The organism is Bacillus sp. C-3-6 (genome assembly GCF_054509685.1).
The window spans coordinates 3,340,882-3,360,600 of sequence record NZ_CM137247.1 but is presented as its reverse complement, the minus strand read 5'-3'; the positions used below and the strand labels follow the sequence as shown (position 1 = coordinate 3,360,600).

Genomic DNA, 19,719 nt, shown 5'->3' with positions numbered 1-19,719 from the left:
ATGAATTGGTATGTAATCATTCCAATGATAATTTCGTTTATCGTTGTATTTTTAATTGGTGTATATGCTTCAAGACGCGTGCAAGCAACAGCACATAATAAATTTTTACAAGAATATTTTCTTGGTGGGCGTGAGTTAGGCGGTTTATTATTAGCGATGACAATGATTGCTACGTACGGTAGTGCAAGTAGCTTTATTGGTGGTCCCGGTATTGCTTACAATATGGGGCTTGGATGGGTACTATTATCTGCGATTCAAGTTGTAACAGGATATATCGTTTTAACGGTTATCGGTAAAAAGTTTGCAATTATTGCTAGGAAGATGGAAGCAATTACTCTTATCGATTATTTAAAAGGGAGATACAATAATAAAGCAGTTGTTATACTCTCTGCATTATGTATTATTATCTTTTTATTTTCAGCGACAGTAGCCCAGTGGGTCGGCGGTGGACGATTAATCGAGTCACTAACGGGTCTATCGTATACAACAGCACTATTTTTATTTACTTTTTCTGTACTTGTGTACGTATTAATTGGTGGATTTCGTGCAGTCGCGCTATCAGATACATTATTAGGAATCATTATGTTAGTTGGAACGACAATCATTTTAATTGCTACTGTCATTGCTGGTGGTGGAATTGAAAAGATTATGCAGGAACTTGTTCAAATTAATCCAAATTTAATTACACCATTCGGAGCAGATGGCAGTTTAACGAAATCATATGTTACATCATTTTGGATTTTAATTGGAATTGGCGTTGTAGGTTTACCGCAAATTAGTGTGCGTGCCATGTCTTATAAAAATTCAAAAGCTATGCACCAAGCTTTAATAATTGGAACAGTTGTCGTTGGTACAATTATGATTGGTATGCATTTAACAGGTGTATTTGCAAGAGTAGTACTTCCAGGTATAACGGTACCAGATAAAGTAATGCCGCTACTCGCGATGGAAGTGTTGCCACCTTGGTTAGCTGGAGTTTTCTTAGCTGCACCAATGGCGGCGATTATGTCTACAGTAAACTCTTTATTATTACTTGTAAGCTCGTCAATTATTAAAGATATATACGTAAATTACATAAATAAAGATGCAGCAGACAGTACGATAAAAAAAGGAAGTTTGTGGATTACTGGTATTGTAGGGCTACTCGTTTATGCAGCGGCGATTAAACCACCAGATTTTTTAATATGGCTAAATTTATTTTCTTTCGGTGGATTAGAAGCAGCATTCATTTGGCCAATCGTATTAGGGTTATATTGGAGAAAAGGAAATGCTACAGGAGCGCTTGCTTCCATTTTCGTTGGAGTAGGTTCATATATGTGTATTCATCTTTTCTATCCAAATCCGTTCGGTATACATACAGTTGTCTTCCCAATTTGTTTTGCGTTTATCGCTTATGTTATTGGAAGTATGAGTGCTGTAAAAAAAACAGTATAGGTTAGCTGAAGAACGTAGTCCTTATAAGACTGCGTTTTTTCGTATGAATTTGTTCTTTTTTATTCTGTATATCCACGTTTATTCATAAATTAATAACAACTGAGGGGATGGAGTTGAGGTCGATGAAAAAAGTGTTATTTTTAGGAGACCCAGGCATTGATGACTCTTTAGCAATTATGTATGGATTGTTGCATCCTGATATTGATATTGTTGGGGTAGTAACGGGATATGGAAATGTGACACAAGAAAAGGCGACAAGTAATGCCGCATATTTATTGCAAATGGCAGGACGGGAAGATATACCTGTTATTAATGGTGCGAAAATTCCTTTATCCGGAGATGTTACAACGTATTATCCAGAAATTCATGGGGCAGACGGTTTAGGGCCAATTAAACCTCCAAAAACTTTTTCGCCAAATATAAAGCCTTTTTGTGCATTTTTTGATCTTCTTGAAAAATATAAAGGGGAATTAATAATAGTCGATGCTGGTAGATCAACAACACTAGCGACGGCATTTATTTTAGAAAAGCCGATGATGAAGTATGTGAAAGAATATTATATAATGGGCGGTGCTTTCTTAATGCCTGGCAATGTAACACCAGTCGCAGAGGCGAATTTTCATGGTGATCCGATTGCGTCGCAATTAGTTATGCAAAATGCTAAAAATGTGACATTAGTACCACTTAACGTTACATCTGAAGCAATTATTACGCCGGAAATGGTAAAATATATTACGAAACACTCTAAAACGAGTTTTAATAAGTTAATCGAGCCGATATTTACGTATTATTATAAAGCTTATAGAAAGTTAAATCCGAAAATAAAAGGAAGCCCAGTACATGACGTCGTTACAATGATGGTTGCGGCAAATCCATCCCTTTTAGACTATGTATATCGTCGTGTCGATGTAGATACAGCTGGAATTGCAAAAGGAGAGAGTATTGCTGATTTTCGGCCTCAACCTGATGCAAAAGCATTAAAAAATTGGGTGCGAATTGGTTGGTCGTTACATTATAAAAAGTTTCTTGAGGATTTTGTGAAATTTATGACGTAGACATAATAGGAGCATACAAGTTAAAATAATGGAGATGGTTATTTAAATGACCATCTCCATTATTCTGTTTTTTAATGATAAATAGAGAAGAGTTACACAATAGGAGAGGAATTTTACTTGAAAAAAACTATAGTATGCGCAGTAATTGTGGGTATTTTTGTTTTGCTAATATCGGGTAACTTTTTAGTGAAAAAAGTGTGGAGTTCAAATAATGATGATGCACAGTATATTGCATCTTTTATTGAAGAACATAAAGATGAAAAAAATAGTGCGCTTCTAGTAAAGAGAAATGATAAAGTTGTTTATTCTGTAAACCCAAATGTTGTATTGCCAGTTGCTAGTACGATGAAATTAATTGTGGCGCTTGAATATACGAAACAAGTTACTGAAGGGAAAATTGATTCGTCTAGTTTCGTGTCGATTAACGATGTGAATCGCTATTATGTGCCGAATACAGATGGTGGTGCACAAGATAGATGGCAAAAGTATTTGGAGAAGACGGGCAAGATAACTGAAGGAGCGGTTTCTTTAGAAGAAGTGGCAAAAGGAATGGTTAAGTTTAGTTCGAATGCAAATGCTGAATACTTAATGGAATTGTTAGGATTAGATAACATCAATCGAAATTTACAAAGTTTATCACTTCCTGCACATCAACCACTATTTCCAATCGTTTCATCTTTGTATATCCCGGGATATTTGCATAAAGAATTACATGTTCCAAAATATAAAATAGAGAAAAAGTTAAAAGAAATGTCTCAAGAGCAATATCGTGAATATTCGATGATTATTCATGAACGCTTAAAGAAGAAGGGACCATTATTACAGAAGGAAATTCCGCTTTATTTAGAGGAACGTTACGACAAAATATGGTCAGATAGATTACCAGCAGCTTCTGCAAATGATTATATGGTATTACTTCAAAAGGCAAACCATAAAGGTGGCTTGACAGAAGCTGAAGAAAAAGTGTGGGCAAATATCGTTGAAACAGACATGAGTGCTAAGAAATACCGTAAAACATTTAGACATGCTGGACAAAAGAATGGTTACACACCATGGACGGTTACAAAAGCGGTTTACGCTATGGATAAACGTGGAAACTGTACAGAAATTGTGTTTTTGGCGAATAATTTAAATGAAGACGATAGTGCAGAAATACGGAAACATTTAGCAAACTTACATTTCCAAGTGTTGCAAAGTGATAAGTATGATGCGACTTTTATTAAATAAACTCGGTGCAGAGAGCACCGAGTTTATTTTTATGTACAGGCACTTTTTTTCTATCAATGGGTATGATGGGTAGTAATACTTAGGTGAGAGGGGAAAAGGTGATGAAACAGAGTAAGGAAGAGTTTATAAAGAGTGAAGGCGCTGATTTCCCTGGAAAAACATATGTGGATTGTGTATTACAACATGTATTTGATTTTCAACGAAATTACTTATTGAAAGATATGTTTCAAGTGCATAAAGCACATATTACGATGCTGACTGAAGAAAGTTTAATGAAAATAGAAGAAGCTAAAGTTATATTAAACGCACTTAGAAAAGTAGAGCGAATACCAAAAGATAAATTGGTATATACAGAGCAGCATGAAGACCTCTTTTTTTTAATCGAACATTTAATTTCTCAAGAAGCGAAATGCGATTTTGTAAGTAATATGCATATTGGTAGAAGTAGAAATGATATGGGTGTAACGATGTATCGCATGAGTTTAAGGCGGTATATATTACGATTAATGGAACATTATTTGCTATTGCAAGAAAGTGTACTGCAACTTGCTGATGATCATAAGGAAACGATCATGCCAGCTTATACACATACACAACCGGCACAGCCAACAACATTTGGTCATTATACTTTAGCAATTTATGATACGATGCAAAGAGATTTAGAACGAATGAAAAAAACGTACCAGCTTTTAAATCAGTCTCCAATGGGGGCAGCTGCACTCTCTACAACAAGTTTCCCGATTAAACGAGAACGAGTTGCTCATCTACTTGGATTTACAACTGTAATTGAGAACTCATATGATGCTGTTGCCGGAGCGGATTATTTATTAGAAGTTAGCTCGCTACTTATGGTAATGATGACGAATACGAGTAGATGGATTCATGACTTTTTGTTGTTAGCAACGAAAGAATATGACGGTATTACTGTTGCAAAGCCATATGTACAAATCAGTAGTATAATGCCGCAAAAACGAAATCCGGTTTCAATTGAACACGCTCGTGCAATTACGAGTAGTGCTTTAGGAGAATCATTTACAGTATTTCAAATGATTCATAATACACCATTTGGTGATATTGTCGATACGGAAGATGACTTGCAGCCATATTTATATAAAGGAATTGAAAAGGCAATTCGTGTTTTTTGTATGATGAATGCAGTGATCCGAACGATGAAAGTAGAAGAAGAAACGTTAAAAAGTCGTTCCTATAAACATGCAATAACGATAACGGATTTCGCCGATGTTTTAACAAAAAACTATGAAATTCCATTTCGGCATGCTCATCATACAGCAAGTGCTATTGCAAATATGTCATTGGAGCAGAAAAAAGAACTACATGAATTACACTTCAAAGATGTAAATATGTATTTGCAAGAACATTTTAAAATAAATTTATTAGAAAAAGAGTGGAAAGAAATTATATCGCCAGAAGCTTTTATTCAAAAAAGAAATGTATACGGTGGACCGAGTAAAAAAGAAATGAAGCGTATGATTAAAAATCGAAAAGAGTCCTTTCGAAAAGAAGAAGATGTATTTGAAAAGGAAAAACAGAGAATTTTACAAGCTGAAAATGCCTTGAATACATTAGCTTTGAATATTATTGAATCGTAAAAGAGGGATTTAATGAATTAATCGCCAATACTTAATTAAAATATAAATAGAGAGAAGAGATTGTCGATGATTCAATTACATGTATATGAAGAGATTTTTCATTTTAAAGAAGATGTTACACCATTTCTAGAAAAGAATGAGCAGGAAAACAATCTCATATTAGGTGTATTACAAATGGTTCAAGAACCGATATTTATGGGGATAGCGAAACAAGGAGAAGACATTGCGGTTGTATTTCTGCAAACAGAAGAGAAGAAACAAATCATTGTTGCAACTTCTAAAATTTCGGGAGTAGCTATTGAGGAACTTGCAAAAGAGTTAACGAAAGTATATCCGGATATTCCTGGATTGATCGGTAATAAGAAAATTGTACAGAAATTAGCGGAAGAGATTGCGGTATTAGAAAATAAGAAAATGAATGTTGCAATGGAGCAAGGTGTGTATGAGCTGAACAGAGTAAAGAAGAAGTGTAATGCGAACGGACTTTTCCGGGCGGTAAATAATGATGAATTACCATTAATAGAACAGTGGATATATCAATTTTGTGAAGACGTAAAGCTTCCTACTACGAAAGAAGAAGCAAAACAAACTGCGCATACATTAATAACTACAAATCGACTGTTTGGTTTGGAAGTAGATAGGAAACTTGTTTCTGTAGCTGCAAAAACGAGACCAACGAAAAATAATATAACAGTTAATTTCGTATACACGCCGAAAGAAGCAAGGAAAAAGGGATACGCATCTAATTGTGTAGCGGCACTTAGTCAACGTATGTTAGATGAAGGGTACAAGACGACTACGTTATATACTGATTTAGCGAATCCGATATCGAATAAAATTTATCAAGAAATTGGTTATGAGCAAATTGCGGAGTCTGTGCTTATATTTTTAGAGAAGTAAAACAAAAAGGTGTGCAATTTTAGCACACCTTTTTGTTATTCATCAATTCTAATAATCTCGCCTTGAGGGAAGTCCTCAGTTTCTAGTAAGTTACGAATAGATTTCGCAACATATTCAGGTGATAATAGTTTTCCTTCTTCTTTTAATGCAATGAAGCGGTCCAAATTTATGAAATCTTCTTTATTTGTTTCACGAATTTGTGATTGCATATTAGTATCAACAACACCAGGTGCAAAAGCGACGATTTTTACTGGATATTCTTTTTCTACTTCTTCAGTTGCTACGCACTGTGTAAACATATTTACACCAGCTTTTGTTGTACAATAAGCGCCCCAGCCAAAGTAAGGATTTTTTCCTGCACCAGATGAAATGTTAATAACGCGTTTATCTACTTTCCAGTCTTTCGTATGTTTCATAAATGTAGATGTAAGAATCATAGGTGCAAGTAAATTAATGTGAACGTTCGTAATGAATTGTTCGCTTTCAGCTTTTTCAATTGGCTTCATAGGTGCAACTGTACCCGCATTATTAATTAAATGAATAGAGGATACATTGTCTTTTTTAATAGATGAAATGATCTCTTTAAAGTTAGTTTCTAAGTTATGTACATCTTGAAGATCTAGGGAATGAAAAATGCAATTGCTATTATATTGTTCTGCAAGTTTAGTAAGCTCTTTATTTTCTCTTCTAGAAATAGAGATGACAGTTGTATTTTCTTCTAACAATTGCGTAGCGATTGCCTCACCTAAGCCTTGTGAAGTTCCTGTTATGATAACGTAGCGCATAGTGTAATAAACCCCTCTCCATATATGTGGAATTTTGTTGGACAACGTACATTATATAGTTTGTCTACATTTTATAGTATAGAGCACTTTTTACTATAAATGAAATGAGATGATTGTGTGCCTTTTATGAATCGCTTTACTACAACAGTAACTGGTGCCGTCACGTTCACTGGGAACACGTTAGGACTAAGTCCGACATCACCTGCACCAGGTAATAATTTTGGTACGATTGATGTATTCACAACGGTGAATACATCACTTCAAGTACCTGGATTCCCAGCAGGAACGACGAATGATTGGCCATTAAATTCTTCGAGTGCAATTTTAAACCTTCCAGCAGGGAGTAGCGTCTTATACGCAGAACTTGTGTGGGCTGGCACGTACCGGACTGATACTGAGGATGTTACTGCGTTTTTAAATGATGATATCACCTTTACAACACCAGTGGGAACATTTTCTGTTGCACCTGACCCAGCAACTGCGCAGCAAGGTTCAGTAGGGAAGCAGTTTTATTATAGTCGCTCTGCTAATGTAACGAACCTTGTTAGTGCGGCTGGGGCCGGCACATATACAACAGGTGCTGTGCCAGCTGCAAGAACATCAGCTGATTCAACAATTAGTCGTTCAGTTGGCTGGACGCTTGAGGTAGTTTATCAAAATGCGAGTTTACCACTAAGGAATTTATCAGTGTATGCAGGACAAGAAATTATTGAGGCTTCATCCCCGCCAGTTGATGCTATTATTTCAGGTTTTGCAACGCCGTCTACGGGAATTGTTACAGGAAGAGTACTTGTAACTGCCCAAGAAGGTGATTCTAACATTGTTGGAGATCAACTTCGATTTGGACCGAATGCAAATGCTACAGTTGCATTATTCGGACCGAGAAACCCTGCGAATAATTTCTTTCAGTCACAAATTTGTAATGACAATGGAAATTTAGATACGAGCGGCACATTTGGAAATCTGAATCAGCCGTTAGGAATTGCTTTAGCGATCCGAAGACAAGGTTGGGATATTACGAATGTAGATGCATCCTCATCTTTAGTAAACAATCAGACGTCAGCAACTGTTCGCTTCGTTACAAATGGAGATGGATACGCTGCAGCTGGTTTTGGTGTTCAAATTGATGCAACAGGTCCAATTATTAATCCTGTTAAATCGGTTAATAGAACAGTCGCAGGGGTAGGGGATACTCTCACTTATACGATTACGGTCCCAAATACAGGAACAGGGAGTGCAGAAAACGTTGTATTACGAGATAGTATTCCGAACGGAACGACGTTTATAGCAGGTAGTGTAACAGTAGGTGGAGTAACACAGCCGAGTGCAAACCCTGCTAATGGAATTAATTTAGGCACAATTCCAAATAACACGCAAAGAGTTGTTACATTTCAAGTACGAATAACATCGTTTCCGAACCCAAATCCTATTCCAAATCGTGCAATGGTATCTTATCAATTCCGTCCTTTTGTAGGAAGTCCACTCGTTACAAGTACATCTACTTCAAATACAGTACAAACGATAGTGAATCAAGCAACTATAAGTATGCAAAAATCTGTAGATTTACAGACGGCAACGCTTAATGATGTATTAACGTACACGGTTAATGTTACAAATAATGGAAACGTTACTGCGAACAATGTTATTTTTGTTGATAGTATCCCTGCTGGAACAACATTTGTCGCAAATAGCGTTACGGTAAACGGGGTAGCACGTCCAGGGGCGAATCCAGCAAGTAGTATTAATCTTGGAAGTATTAATGCATCGCAAACGACTGTAGTGCGCTTTCAAGTTCGAGTGACATCGAACCCTCTTGTCAATCCAATTCCAAACCGTGCGAGTGTAACATTTAACTTTACTCCAGTGCCTGGTCAACAACCAGTTTCAGGGCAAGCGACAAGTAATACTGTAGTTACGACAATTAATATAGCTGATATAACAACGAGAAAAACAGTGGATAAAGCTTTTGCAACGGTTAACGACGTTCTTACGTACACGGTAACAATTCAAAATACAGGAAATGTACTTGCAACGAACGTTATTTTTCAAGATCCAATCCCAATTGGAACGACATTTATCGCAAATAGTGTGACTGTGGATGGGGTTTCACAACCTGGGGTAAATCCAGCGACTGGGTTTACAGTAGCTAATATATCTCCTGGCGGAAGTAGGACTGTTACATTTCAAGTACGAGTAACATCTACACCATCGGGAGGTACGATTGCGAATCGCGGAAATGTATCTGCTAATTTCGTCGTTATTCCGAATCAGCCACCGATAACAATTAATAGACAAACGAATACAGTTGTGACACAAGTTAATACAGGCGGTTTAAATGTAATAAAAGAAGTAAATACAACGCAAGCGGCGGTAGGGGATACTTTAACATACACAATTGCCGTCCAAAATACAGGAAACGTTCCGTTAACAAATGTATTTTTCCAAGACTCTATTTCTTCTGCTGTTTCATTTGTTGCAAATTCTGTAACAATTAATGGAGTATCCCAAAGTGGATTGAATCCGAATGCAGGGTTTTCTCTTCCGAATATTCCTGCAGCTCAAACAGTTGTAGTCACATTTGACGTAGTAATTGTACAGGATCCAGAAAATGAAGACATTTTAAATCAAGCAAATGTAACAGCAAGCTTTCAAGTGAATCCAAGTGAACCACCAGTAACAATCAATGTTCCGAGTAACGTTGTGAATACGACAGTACAATCAGGGAACTTTGAAGTTGTGAAAGCAGTGAATACGAATGTTGCAACCGTAGGGGATGTTTTAGTATATACAATCGAAATCATAAATGCAGGTAGTGTACCAGCTACAAATGTATTTTTCCAAGATTCAATTCCACAAGGGACATTATTTATTGAAAATAGTGTATTGGTTAATGGTGTTTTACAAGAGGGGGCAGATCCAGGACTAGGATTCCCATTAAATGATTTACCTACTGGCGCGAGTGTAATTATTTCATTTGAGGTATTAATTGATGAAATTCCGCCAGGGAATAATGTTGTAAATAACGCGAATGTAACTGGAGATTTTCTTGTAAATCCAACAGAGCCACCAATTACTGTGACGGTTCCAAGTAATACTGTTATGACAGTTGTGAATTCCTCAGGGTTAAATGTAATGAAGAGTGTAAGCGCTACTGAAGCAGGTGTAGGAGATACACTAACATATACAGTTGCTATACAAAATAGTGGAACGGTAGTAGCGACAAATGTATCATTCCTTGATCCGATTCCAGTTGGAACCACTTTTGTAGCGAATAGTGTAACGATAAACGGGACACCTCAACCAGGTTTAAACCCGACAACTGGATTTCCACTTGCTAATATTCCAGTAGGAGGTATGGTGACGGTCACTTTTCAAGTGACAATCACGAGTGTACCACCAAATAGGGCGCTTCCGAATAATGCAAATGTCACTGCTGATTTTCAAGTAAGCCCGTTGCAGCCACCAATTACAATTGTAACAATTAGTAATATCGTTGTGACACGAGTGAATGTAGGATCAATTAATGTAATAAAAAGTGTAAATACACCACAAGCAGGTGTAGGAGATACGTTAACGTATACGATTCTTATTCAAAATACAGGAACTGTCCCCGCAACGAATATTATTTTTCAAGATCCAATCCCATCTGGAGCTACATTTGTAGGGAATAGTGTAACGATTAATGGAGTCGTTCAGCAAGGTGCGAATCCTATAGTAGGTTTTCCTGTTACAAATATTCCAGTTGGGCAAACTGCTACAATTACGTTCCAAGTGACGGTGACAAGCGTTCCCACTGGTGGAAATATAAGAAATCAATCGAATGTTACTGCAAGTTTCCTTATAAATCCGGCAGGACCTCCTGTAACGACTGTTACAAATAGTAATTTTGTAGTGACGCAAGTAAACACAGCACAGTTAAATATACAAAAATCTTCATCTGTACAACAAGCAGCACTTGGAGAAACTTACACGTATTCTGTTGTCATTCGAAATAACGGTACAGTAACAGCAACGAATGTCTCATTCCTTGATCCAATTGCTTTAGAAACAACATTTGTAGTAAATAGTGTAACGATAAATGGAACGCCACAACCTGGATTTGACCCAAATGTTGGTTTCCAGCTTCCTAATATTGCAGCTGGAACATCATTGACAGTAACGTTCCAAGTTACGGTAGTTGCACCGTCTACACGTGGAGCAGTATTAAATACAGCATCTGCTACAGCCACTTTCATATTAAATCCTTTACAACCACCTGTAACAACAACGAATTCAAGTAATACAACTGTAGTTACAATACCGTTACCTCCTCCTGGTGAAGTAACAGCAACAAAAACAGTTGATGTTGCAACTGGGGCTGTTGGAGATGTATTAACGTATACCGTGCTCATTTCAAACGTAGGAATTATCCCTGTTACAGATGTATTCTTCCAAGATGTCATACCAGAAGGAACGACGTTTGTTGACAATAGTGTAACGATAGGTGGAGTGCAGCAACTTGGTTTAAATCCAGAAATAGGCTTTACAGTTAGTCCGTTATTAAATGCTGGTGCAAGTATTTCTGTAACGTTCCAAGTGACTATTACGGAAATTCCTGATAATGAAGTCATATTAAATGATGCTGACGTTACATTTACTTCACAACCGAATCCGCAGGAGCCACCGATTACGGAAACGATATTAACGAATTTAGTCGTTACGACAATTAATATAGCTTCAATTTTTCCAGTGAAAATAGTAGATAAAGAGGCAGCGACGGTTGGGGAAATATTAACGTATGATGTATTGATTTTTAATTTCGGAACAGTGCCAGCGACGAATGTTCAATTTATCGATACTACTTCCGCGGGTGTAGCATTTGTACCAGGAAGTGTGAGCATAAACGGGGTACCAGCACCAGGATTAGATCCTTTCATTGGTTTTACAGTTCCAGATATACCTGTCGATGATTTTGTACTTGTCACATATCAGGAAGTGGTTACAAGCATACCAGAAGGTGGAACGATTGTTAATTTTGTAGACGTTACAGCTACATTTGCTGTAAGTGAAACAGAACCGCCTATTACGGAAACAACGACAAGTAATACGACATTAACAGAAATCAATGAGCCTGGTTTGAATGTTTTAAAATCAGTGAGTCAGCCGGTTGTTGCAGTAGGCGATACAATCACATATACAACAGTAGTTCAAAATACAGGAACAGTGCCAGCAACGAATGTTCAATATAGTGATGTATTACCTTCCTCTATAGCATTCGTGCCGAACAGTGTAACGATAGATGGTGTGTTACAACCTGGATTCAATCCGAATAACGGATTCCCGCTTCCAGATATAAATCCAGGTGAAAGTGTAGAAGTCATCTTCCAAGTAACCGTTGTTAGTGCGCCATCAAACGGAACAATTGCCAATACGGCAAATGTAACTGGAAGTTTTGTATTAGTACCAGGAGAACCACCAGTTATAGTAACAGAGCCGAGCAATACAACACTTACAACTGTAAATAGAGGGCAATTTAATGTTATTAAACAAGTAAATAGGGTTGCTACTCTCGTTGGAGATATATTAACGTATACGGTTCAAATAACAAATACAGGAACAGTAACAGCTAATGCTGTTCAGTTTGTTGATACCATTTCAACAGGTGCGTCATTTGTACCAAATAGTGTAACGATAAATGGAGCCCCGCAACCAAACTTAAATCCGATTACTGGATTTGGAGTTGGAGATATCCCAGTTGGTGAAACAGTTATAGTGACGTTTCAAGCGACAGTTACAAACATCCCGTCATCAGGAACAATTACGAACGTTGCAAATATAACAGGAAGCTTTACTTTAGTGCCAGGAGAACCACCAGTTGTAGTAACAGAGCCGAGTAATACGACGATAACTAGAGTGAATAGAGGACGATTCAGCGTTATAAAATCTGTAAATAAAGAAGCGACACGATTAGGAGATACGTTAACGTATAGTGTGCAAGTTACAAATACGGGAACGGTAACAGCAACGAATGTTCAGTTTATCGATGTTCCATCACCTAGTTTAGAATTCGTTCCTGGAAGTGTACAAATAAATGGGATTCCGCAAGTAGGTTTAGATCCATTTGTAGGCTTTGCATTGCCTGATCTTGCAGTAGGGGATAGTGTATTAATTACATTTGAAGTAAATGTAATCGCAGTTCCGCCTTCTAGTAGCATTATGAATACAGCAAGAGTAACGGGTGATTTCGAATTGATTCCAGGAGAACCTTCGTCTACAATTACAAATTCAAGTAATACGACGGTTACGCCGGTAAATAGAGGCAGCTTAGATATGCTAAAAGAAGTAGACCATTCAGTTGTTGGTGTAGGAGAAACGGTAACGTATACTGTTCGTATATTAAATACTGGTACTGCTGATGCAATGAATGTTCAATTTATCGATGTGCTATCTCAGGAAGCTGATTTCGTTCCAAATAGTGTAACGATAAATGGGGTTCCGCAACCGGGGTTAAATCCGCAGATTGGATTTACGATACCTGATATACCAGTTGGTGAGACGGCACTTGTAACATATGAAGCTACGATTACAAGTTTTCCGGATGGTGGTACAGTAGTGAACGTTGCTGGGGCGTTAGCAGAATATATTTTAGTACCAGGGGAGCCGCCAGTTACAGTGATGGATACAAGCAATACAGTTATAGTGACGGTAAATACTGCAATCTTATTTGTTGCAAAAGGAGCAAACTTTGAAGTAGCAATGATAGGGGATGTTGTCACTTACGGAATCGCTGTTATAAATGATAGTACAGTTCCTGTGACCAATATTGTGTTAACAGATATCATTGATCCGAATACGCTATTTATAAATGGTACGGTAACGGTAAATGATGTACCTCTTCCATTTGCTAATCCGAATACTGGTATTCCGTTAGGTGATTTTCAGCCAAATGATGCAGCAATTATTAATTTCCAAGTTGTAATAACAGGAGGGCAAGTAAATAATTTAGTTACAAATACCGCTACAGCGAATGGGCTCGCAACTGTAAATCCGAATGAGCCGCCAGTAGTAGTTGAAAGTGATAGTAATACAGTTGTTATCCCGTTTATTCCTCAAAATGTCTCAACGACAGTCGTAAAAACGGCAGATTTACAGGTAGCAACAATTGGAGACGTCATTACGTTTACGACAGTCATCACAAATACGGGTGATACTGTAATGCAAAATATTCGTTTTCAAGATATGTTAGATAGTAGTGTTCGATTTGTTCCTGGAAGTGTAACGGTTGATAATACGCCAGTGCCGAATGTAAGCCCGGCAGTAGGGTTTCTTATCGGAAGTTTAAATCCTGGTGAAGCAAGGACAGTTTCGTTCCAAGTAGCAGTACAGAGCGCGCCAAATGGTTCAGGAAATTATATAAATCAAGCGAGTATTCGTTTTGAACATCAAGTAGGCACAGTATTGCCACCTGTTACACAAATAGTAGAAAGTAACATAGTTGTCATTCCATTTGTTCCAACGATTGAACAAATTTGCGAAACAAACTTTAATTGCTTAGATAAGATTCCATTTCAATGTTCTCCGTGTAATCATTTGCATGGACATAAAAAATAAAAACAGAAAGAGCATCCTGAAAAATAATTGGATGCTCTTTCTGTTTTAATCATATAGATTCATTTTCGGGCGAGGTGAAAAATTCGTCGATTTTGTCAGAGAGTAGTAATGGAATGGCTCCTTTTATAACAGAAATGTCCCAGTCCCACCATGCGAGATTCTCTAGTTTGTCAATCGTTTCTTGTGGGAAACGATATCGAACAAATTTTGCAGGATTACCAGCTACAATTGCATACGGGGGTACGTCTTTTGTAACAACGCTCCTGGCGCCGATAATGGCCCCGTTACCAATTGTAACACCAGATAAAATACAGGATTGATAACCAATCCATACATCATTGCCGACTACGATATCACCTTTTGAAGAAGGGTGACCAGTAATATGTGCTCCTTCATCAAAAAGTGCATTAAATGGATAAGTCGTTATCCAGTCTGCGCGATGTTCACCGCCAAGTATGAAAACGACTTCTTCTGCTAATGAACAAAACTTACCTATTTTTAATTTTGTTTCATCGTTCCAAGAAAAAATGGTTGGCCCTACTTTACTATAAGTATAATCACCAATATCATATTTATTATATTCAGGTTTTTGATTTAAATATAACATGCTTCTTCAGCCTCCTTTCTCAATTAAGCGATACGTATGGAATATTATATGCAAGATGTAGTAATGTGAACTGTATTAATAGGTGAAATGAACAAAAGGGAGTGGGATGTATGCAATACGAAATGGGTTTATATAATAAACCGTTTCAGTCAATTCAATCAGGGAAAAAAGTATATGAAGTACGCCTATACGATAAAAAACGTCAACTAATAAACAAAGACGATGAAATCGTATTTACGAATCTTACGACAACAGAAATGATGACGGTAAAAGTAACGGAAATAAAGCGATACGAGAGCTTTAAATCTATGTATGAACAAATTGATAAAAAATTATTGGATTGTGAAAATGATAGTTTAGAGGAAATGTTAGAAAGTACATACAAAATATATACGAAAGAACAAGAAAAAGAGTGGGGAACAGTTGCGATTCGTATTGAGGTAATAAAATGATAAGAAATCGCGGGGCGGCCATCATTGTACAGGAAGGAAAAATCGCTCTTATAAAACGTATTCGAGAAGAGGAAACATATTATGTTTTTCCTGGCGGAGGGACTGAGGAAGGTGAAACGCCTGAAGAAGCAACGAAAAGAGAGGTATACGAAGAATTAGGGGTATATATACAAGTGGAGCACCTTATTGCAAAGTTAAAATATAAAGGAAATGAATATTATTATGGCGCCTATATTACAGGCGGAGTGTTCGGAAGCGGAACAGGTGAGGAATTTCAGCGGGAAGGTAGAGGAAGTTATATTCCGTTATGGCTACCGATAAACGAGTTGGAAAAAGTGAATATAAAACCTTATGAAGTGGTCGGAAATATATTTAATTATTATAAAATATAACGTCTGACAACATACAAAAAAAACCATTGACATAGGCTTCTGATTTAAGTATTGTATTCGAGTATGTTTATAATCAGGAGGTTTATATGAGCAATCAAACTACTACACATCATGTGAAAATGACAACAGCGGATCCATCTGGAATTGGTCTATTTGGATTAGCGATGGTAACACTTGTAGCATCATCTCAAAAGTTAGGCTTAACAGATGGCGTTTCACTTGTATTACCATGGGCAATCTTTTTAGGAGGATTTGCACAAATCTTTGCTTGCATTCACGATGCAAAGCATAACAATACATTCGGTACGACAGCATTTGGTGCGTACGGCCTATTTTGGTTAGGTGTTGGAATGACTTGGTTAATTCAACTTGGAGTATTTGGCGAAAAATTAGCACAAGCTGCAGATTCAAAACAGCTTGGTGTAGCCTTTATCGGATATTTGATTTTCACAATCTTTATGACGATTGGTGCAATGGAAACACATAAAGTATTATTTATGATCTTCGTCCTTATTGATTTCTTATTTATTGGTCTTTCATTAAGTACTTTAGGTGTTATGCCGCACGCAATGCATAATTTAGCAGCATATTCTGAACTTCTTATTTCATTATTATCTTTCTATGGTTCAGCAGCAGCAGTGTTAAACACACACTTCGGAAAAGTTGTTTTACCAGTAGGGAAGCCTTTTGGTATTTTTAAAAAGTAAAAAAAAGCACAGATGATTGTATGGTCATCTGTGCTTTTTTTATTTATTGATAGCTATAGCGGTCGTACTTGTTAATTCAGAAATTTTTTGAGAGCTCGCAGAATTACCGTCTATTGTTACATGAACTTGTTGCTTAGGGTTCGCTTTAACTACCCATGCGTTTGGTAAATAGCGTGATTTATGAGATAAGGTGGAAGGGATATTTAAAATATCTCCCATTGCATATAATGTTGCTGATGATCCACCGTCCATTGCCATCGCATTGACAGCACCTTTTTCATAAAGAATATCTTGACAATCTCTCAAGGAAGCACCAATGCTGTGAGGTTGTCTACCATCAATGACGAAAAACATAATCGAGCCATCTTTTTTCTGGGCCATAATACTTCGAGGGCCATATCCCCAACCACCATCATTTGTAATCATTTTTTCTCCATTTACAATTAGCTGAGGCATAAATCCAGCAGCGGAAACAACATTTTTATTTAACAATTGGCTAGCAGAAAACTCCCCAGAAACCATTTGTCCATATTTTGTAATACCACTAGTGAGGGTAGGGGTATTAATATCCTTCGGAGTGTTTATAACTTTACCGTTTTCAATAACAATACCGATTCCAGTTTTACCACCACCATGCCCGGTTTCATCCCAAAATCCACTGGCATTGACAGCGGCAACTGCATGGTTTCGCTTTGCCATTACGTATATTTTTTCTCCGACGTCTTTACCCTCTGAACCTTGCTGGGTAACAAGTTTTACGTTGAATGGATTACTAATTGTCATTAATTTCCCTTCAAAAAAATGGTCATTATATTTTTTCTTTATTGTTTCAATAGAAACATTTAGTGGTAAATCTTTTCGTCTTTCTAACTCTTTTTTTGAAAGTTTAGAAGTTAAAAATTCACTATTTTTCCATTTTGGATTTGTGATGGATTGAGAAATATCATTTAATTCTTTATCAGACAATAACGTGAATTTTGCATATTGAGGATGCTGAGAAGTCAAAATACTCTCGGCGGCGATAACACGTAAATTATGACCGTATGCAGTACCGAATAAAATAATAGCAGCTCCTATTAGTAAGAATATTGTTAAAAGGGAGGTTGCTTTTAAAAATCTAATAAAATACTTTCTCATCATAAGGACTCCTCTTTCTGTAAAGTGAACAGTTGATTAATGATTGAGCATGATACAAACACATTTTTTATTTGAAATAAGTAATGTGAAATGATGATAATACAATAATGTTTGAAGATAGATTTGGCAATAGTTGAATATGAATGTAGATGTTTAAAATGAAATATAAATAGTCAGATGTGAAATGTAAATAAAAGTAGAAAAAAATCAATTGAAATTGATTCTCATTATTAATATAATGAGAATGAGAATCATTTATTGTTAGAGGGGGATGCCAAAGTGGCAAAAATTTTAATAGCTTATGCAAGTATGTCAGGAAATACAGAGAGTATTGCTGATTTAATTAAAGTTAGTTTAGATGCTTTTGATCATGAAGTAGTATTGCAAGAGATGGAAGGCATGGATGCTGAAGAATTATTAGCTTATGATGGAATCATTTTAGGATCTTATACGTGGGGCGATGGTGAATTACCATTTGAAGCGGAAGATTTTCATGAGGACTTAGAAAATATAGATTTAGCTGGGAAAAAGGTAGCGGTATTCGGATCAGGTGATACGGCGTATGAACTGTTTTGTGAAGCGGTAACGATATTTGAAGAACGCCTTGTAGAACGAGGTGCAGAGCTTGTACAAGAAGGGCTGAAAATTGAATTAGCTCCAGAAGATCAAGAGGATGTTGAAAAATGCAGTAATTTTGCAATTGCATTTGCTGAGAAGTTCTAAGAATGGGAGTGTCAACGTGGAGACGATGTTAAGTGCAACTGCTATTACAAAGTTAAGAGATGGAAAACTGTTGTTAGCTACTACATATAATGGCTTATTTGTTGAACAAGACGGAGAATGGAAACGAATTTTAAATGGTTTTCAAAAACGAATTAGGGATTTACATAGCGAAGATAATGTAGTTTATGGTGTAGGTGACGAAGGGATTTTTATTCGTAGTATGAATGGTGGAGAGAACTGGACAATTCAGCGTTTTCCAACAAAAGCAACAAGTTGGAATGTATGTAGCAATGTACAAGGAACTGTTGTTGCTCATGGAGAAAAAACGCTGTATCTTTCTAATAATTTCGGTTCGACATGGGAGACTATTCATCCGTTTCTTGAGTATGGCAGTGCGGCGCCGTCTATTCGATCATTATTTTTATATAAACATTACTTATTTATTGGTACGAAAATACATGCTAAGTATGGTGGTGTTTGGCTCTTTGATTTGAAGACACGTAAATTAAAGAGGATTAAAATTACGATGAATCAAATGATCTCTGCGTTGACTTTACACAATTCTTATTTAGTAGCGGCAAGTGGATCGTGCAAGGGAGTTAGCGGGAATATTTCTTATTGTAAAATAGATGACAGTATTGCGAGTGAAAAAATATATTGGCATACATGTCAAAGTGAGCAGAAAGCAAGTAGTTATTTAGACTTAAGTGTAGACCAACATGTCTTATATACAACTTCAACGCAAAATAAGGCGGGTATTAGTAGTGTGTGCCGTGTACTTCTTGACGAAGGTATTGTTACAGTATGTGATTCAGTTAAAGGGCACGGATGGCGCATTGTTAATCAAAAAGATGGTTATGTAGTAGCTGGATCAGGTGAATTAAAAGCAATGCAGTGGGAACAAAAAATAATTTAAGAAAAAACTTTACTTTTATTATATTGATATGATATAGTATATTTAAACCATTTTACTTTTAATAATATAGAGATTTAAATGAGCTGTAACTTCCGAGGAGGATAGCAATGTTAAATCTCCTCAGGGGTTGCAGTTTTTTAATATCTGGCTTATTATTGTAAGGTGGTTGAAAATGAATATGTAC

At 36.7% G+C, this 19,719-nt stretch carries 14 protein-coding genes; 11 read left to right on the top strand and 3 right to left on the bottom strand.

From position 1 onward, the window contains the following. The 5 genes from panF to ACW0JX_RS17145 all read left to right on the top strand — a co-directional run bounded on the left by panF (nt 1) and on the right by ACW0JX_RS17145 (nt 6,226). Nucleotides 1-1,434, top strand: coding sequence for a sodium/pantothenate symporter (panF, locus tag ACW0JX_RS17165; RefSeq protein WP_001104824.1), 1,434 nt, complete (start codon nt 1-3; stop codon nt 1,432-1,434). Nucleotides 1,435-1,556: 122 nt separating this feature from the next. Further along, nucleotides 1,557-2,489, top strand: coding sequence for a nucleoside hydrolase (locus ACW0JX_RS17160; protein ID WP_000756465.1), 933 nt, complete (start codon nt 1,557-1,559; stop codon nt 2,487-2,489). A 117-nt stretch (nt 2,490-2,606) separates the two neighbouring features. Further along, nucleotides 2,607-3,716, top strand: coding sequence for a serine hydrolase (locus ACW0JX_RS17155; protein WP_000751368.1), 1,110 nt, complete (start codon nt 2,607-2,609; stop codon nt 3,714-3,716). Nucleotides 3,717-3,817: 101 nt separating this feature from the next. After that, the gene (gene argH / locus ACW0JX_RS17150) at nt 3,818-5,326 is read left to right on the top strand and encodes an argininosuccinate lyase (protein WP_048655747.1); all 1,509 of its coding nucleotides are present in this window, start codon (nt 3,818-3,820) and stop codon (nt 5,324-5,326) included. Between the two features lie 66 nt (nt 5,327-5,392). Further along, the gene (locus ACW0JX_RS17145) at nt 5,393-6,226 is read left to right on the top strand and encodes a GNAT family N-acetyltransferase (protein ID WP_048655746.1); all 834 of its coding nucleotides are present in this window, start codon (nt 5,393-5,395) and stop codon (nt 6,224-6,226) included. A gap of 35 nt (nt 6,227-6,261) precedes the next feature. Here ACW0JX_RS17145 and ACW0JX_RS17140 read toward each other — a convergent pair whose 3' ends face one another. Beyond that, nucleotides 6,262-7,011 carry a (S)-benzoin forming benzil reductase gene (locus ACW0JX_RS17140; protein WP_048655745.1) on the bottom strand — a complete coding sequence of 250 codons (750 nt, stop codon included), beginning with the start codon at nt 7,009-7,011 and terminating at the stop codon, nt 6,262-6,264. A 117-nt stretch (nt 7,012-7,128) separates the two neighbouring features. Here ACW0JX_RS17140 and ACW0JX_RS17135 point away from each other — a divergent pair, with 117 nt between their 5' ends. Continuing rightward, entirely contained in the window at nt 7,129-14,601 is a 7,473-nt protein-coding gene (locus ACW0JX_RS17135; protein WP_459244964.1) for a DUF7507 domain-containing protein, read from the top strand. A gap of 49 nt (nt 14,602-14,650) precedes the next feature. On the opposite strand, the gene ACW0JX_RS17130 is transcribed toward ACW0JX_RS17135, so the two are convergent. Beyond that, nucleotides 14,651-15,208 (bottom strand): CatB-related O-acetyltransferase, encoded by a 558-nt coding sequence (locus ACW0JX_RS17130; RefSeq protein WP_000966308.1) that lies wholly within the window; start codon nt 15,206-15,208, stop codon nt 14,651-14,653. A 110-nt stretch (nt 15,209-15,318) separates the two neighbouring features. Between ACW0JX_RS17130 and ACW0JX_RS17125 the strand changes: the two genes are divergently transcribed. From ACW0JX_RS17125 to ACW0JX_RS17115, 3 genes are all read left to right on the top strand, one after another. Beyond that, nucleotides 15,319-15,660 carry an ASCH domain-containing protein gene (locus ACW0JX_RS17125; RefSeq protein WP_459244963.1) on the top strand — a complete coding sequence of 114 codons (342 nt, stop codon included), beginning with the start codon at nt 15,319-15,321 and terminating at the stop codon, nt 15,658-15,660. After that, nucleotides 15,657-16,052, top strand: a complete 396-nt coding sequence (locus tag ACW0JX_RS17120) for an NUDIX hydrolase (RefSeq protein WP_459244962.1) — start codon at nt 15,657-15,659, stop codon at nt 16,050-16,052. Before ACW0JX_RS17125 ends, ACW0JX_RS17120 begins: the two co-directional genes overlap by 4 nt. Nucleotides 16,053-16,138: 86 nt before the next feature. Then, nucleotides 16,139-16,759, top strand: coding sequence for an acetate uptake transporter (locus ACW0JX_RS17115; protein ID WP_000070938.1), 621 nt, complete (start codon nt 16,139-16,141; stop codon nt 16,757-16,759). Nucleotides 16,760-16,798: 39 nt separating this feature from the next. On the opposite strand, the gene ACW0JX_RS17110 is transcribed toward ACW0JX_RS17115, so the two are convergent. After that, nucleotides 16,799-17,896 (bottom strand): phosphodiester glycosidase family protein, encoded by a 1,098-nt coding sequence (locus ACW0JX_RS17110; RefSeq protein WP_050844397.1) that lies wholly within the window; start codon nt 17,894-17,896, stop codon nt 16,799-16,801. A gap of 279 nt (nt 17,897-18,175) precedes the next feature. On the opposite strand from ACW0JX_RS17110, the gene ACW0JX_RS17105 reads away from it, so the two are divergent. Together ACW0JX_RS17105 and ACW0JX_RS17100 are read left to right on the top strand one after the other, a co-directional pair. Continuing rightward, nucleotides 18,176-18,619 (top strand): flavodoxin, encoded by a 444-nt coding sequence (locus tag ACW0JX_RS17105; protein ID WP_001062759.1) that lies wholly within the window; start codon nt 18,176-18,178, stop codon nt 18,617-18,619. Nucleotides 18,620-18,635: 16 nt separating this feature from the next. Continuing rightward, nucleotides 18,636-19,535, top strand: coding sequence for a WD40/YVTN/BNR-like repeat-containing protein (locus tag ACW0JX_RS17100; protein ID WP_000449497.1), 900 nt, complete (start codon nt 18,636-18,638; stop codon nt 19,533-19,535). Nucleotides 19,536-19,719 lie beyond the last annotated feature (184 nt).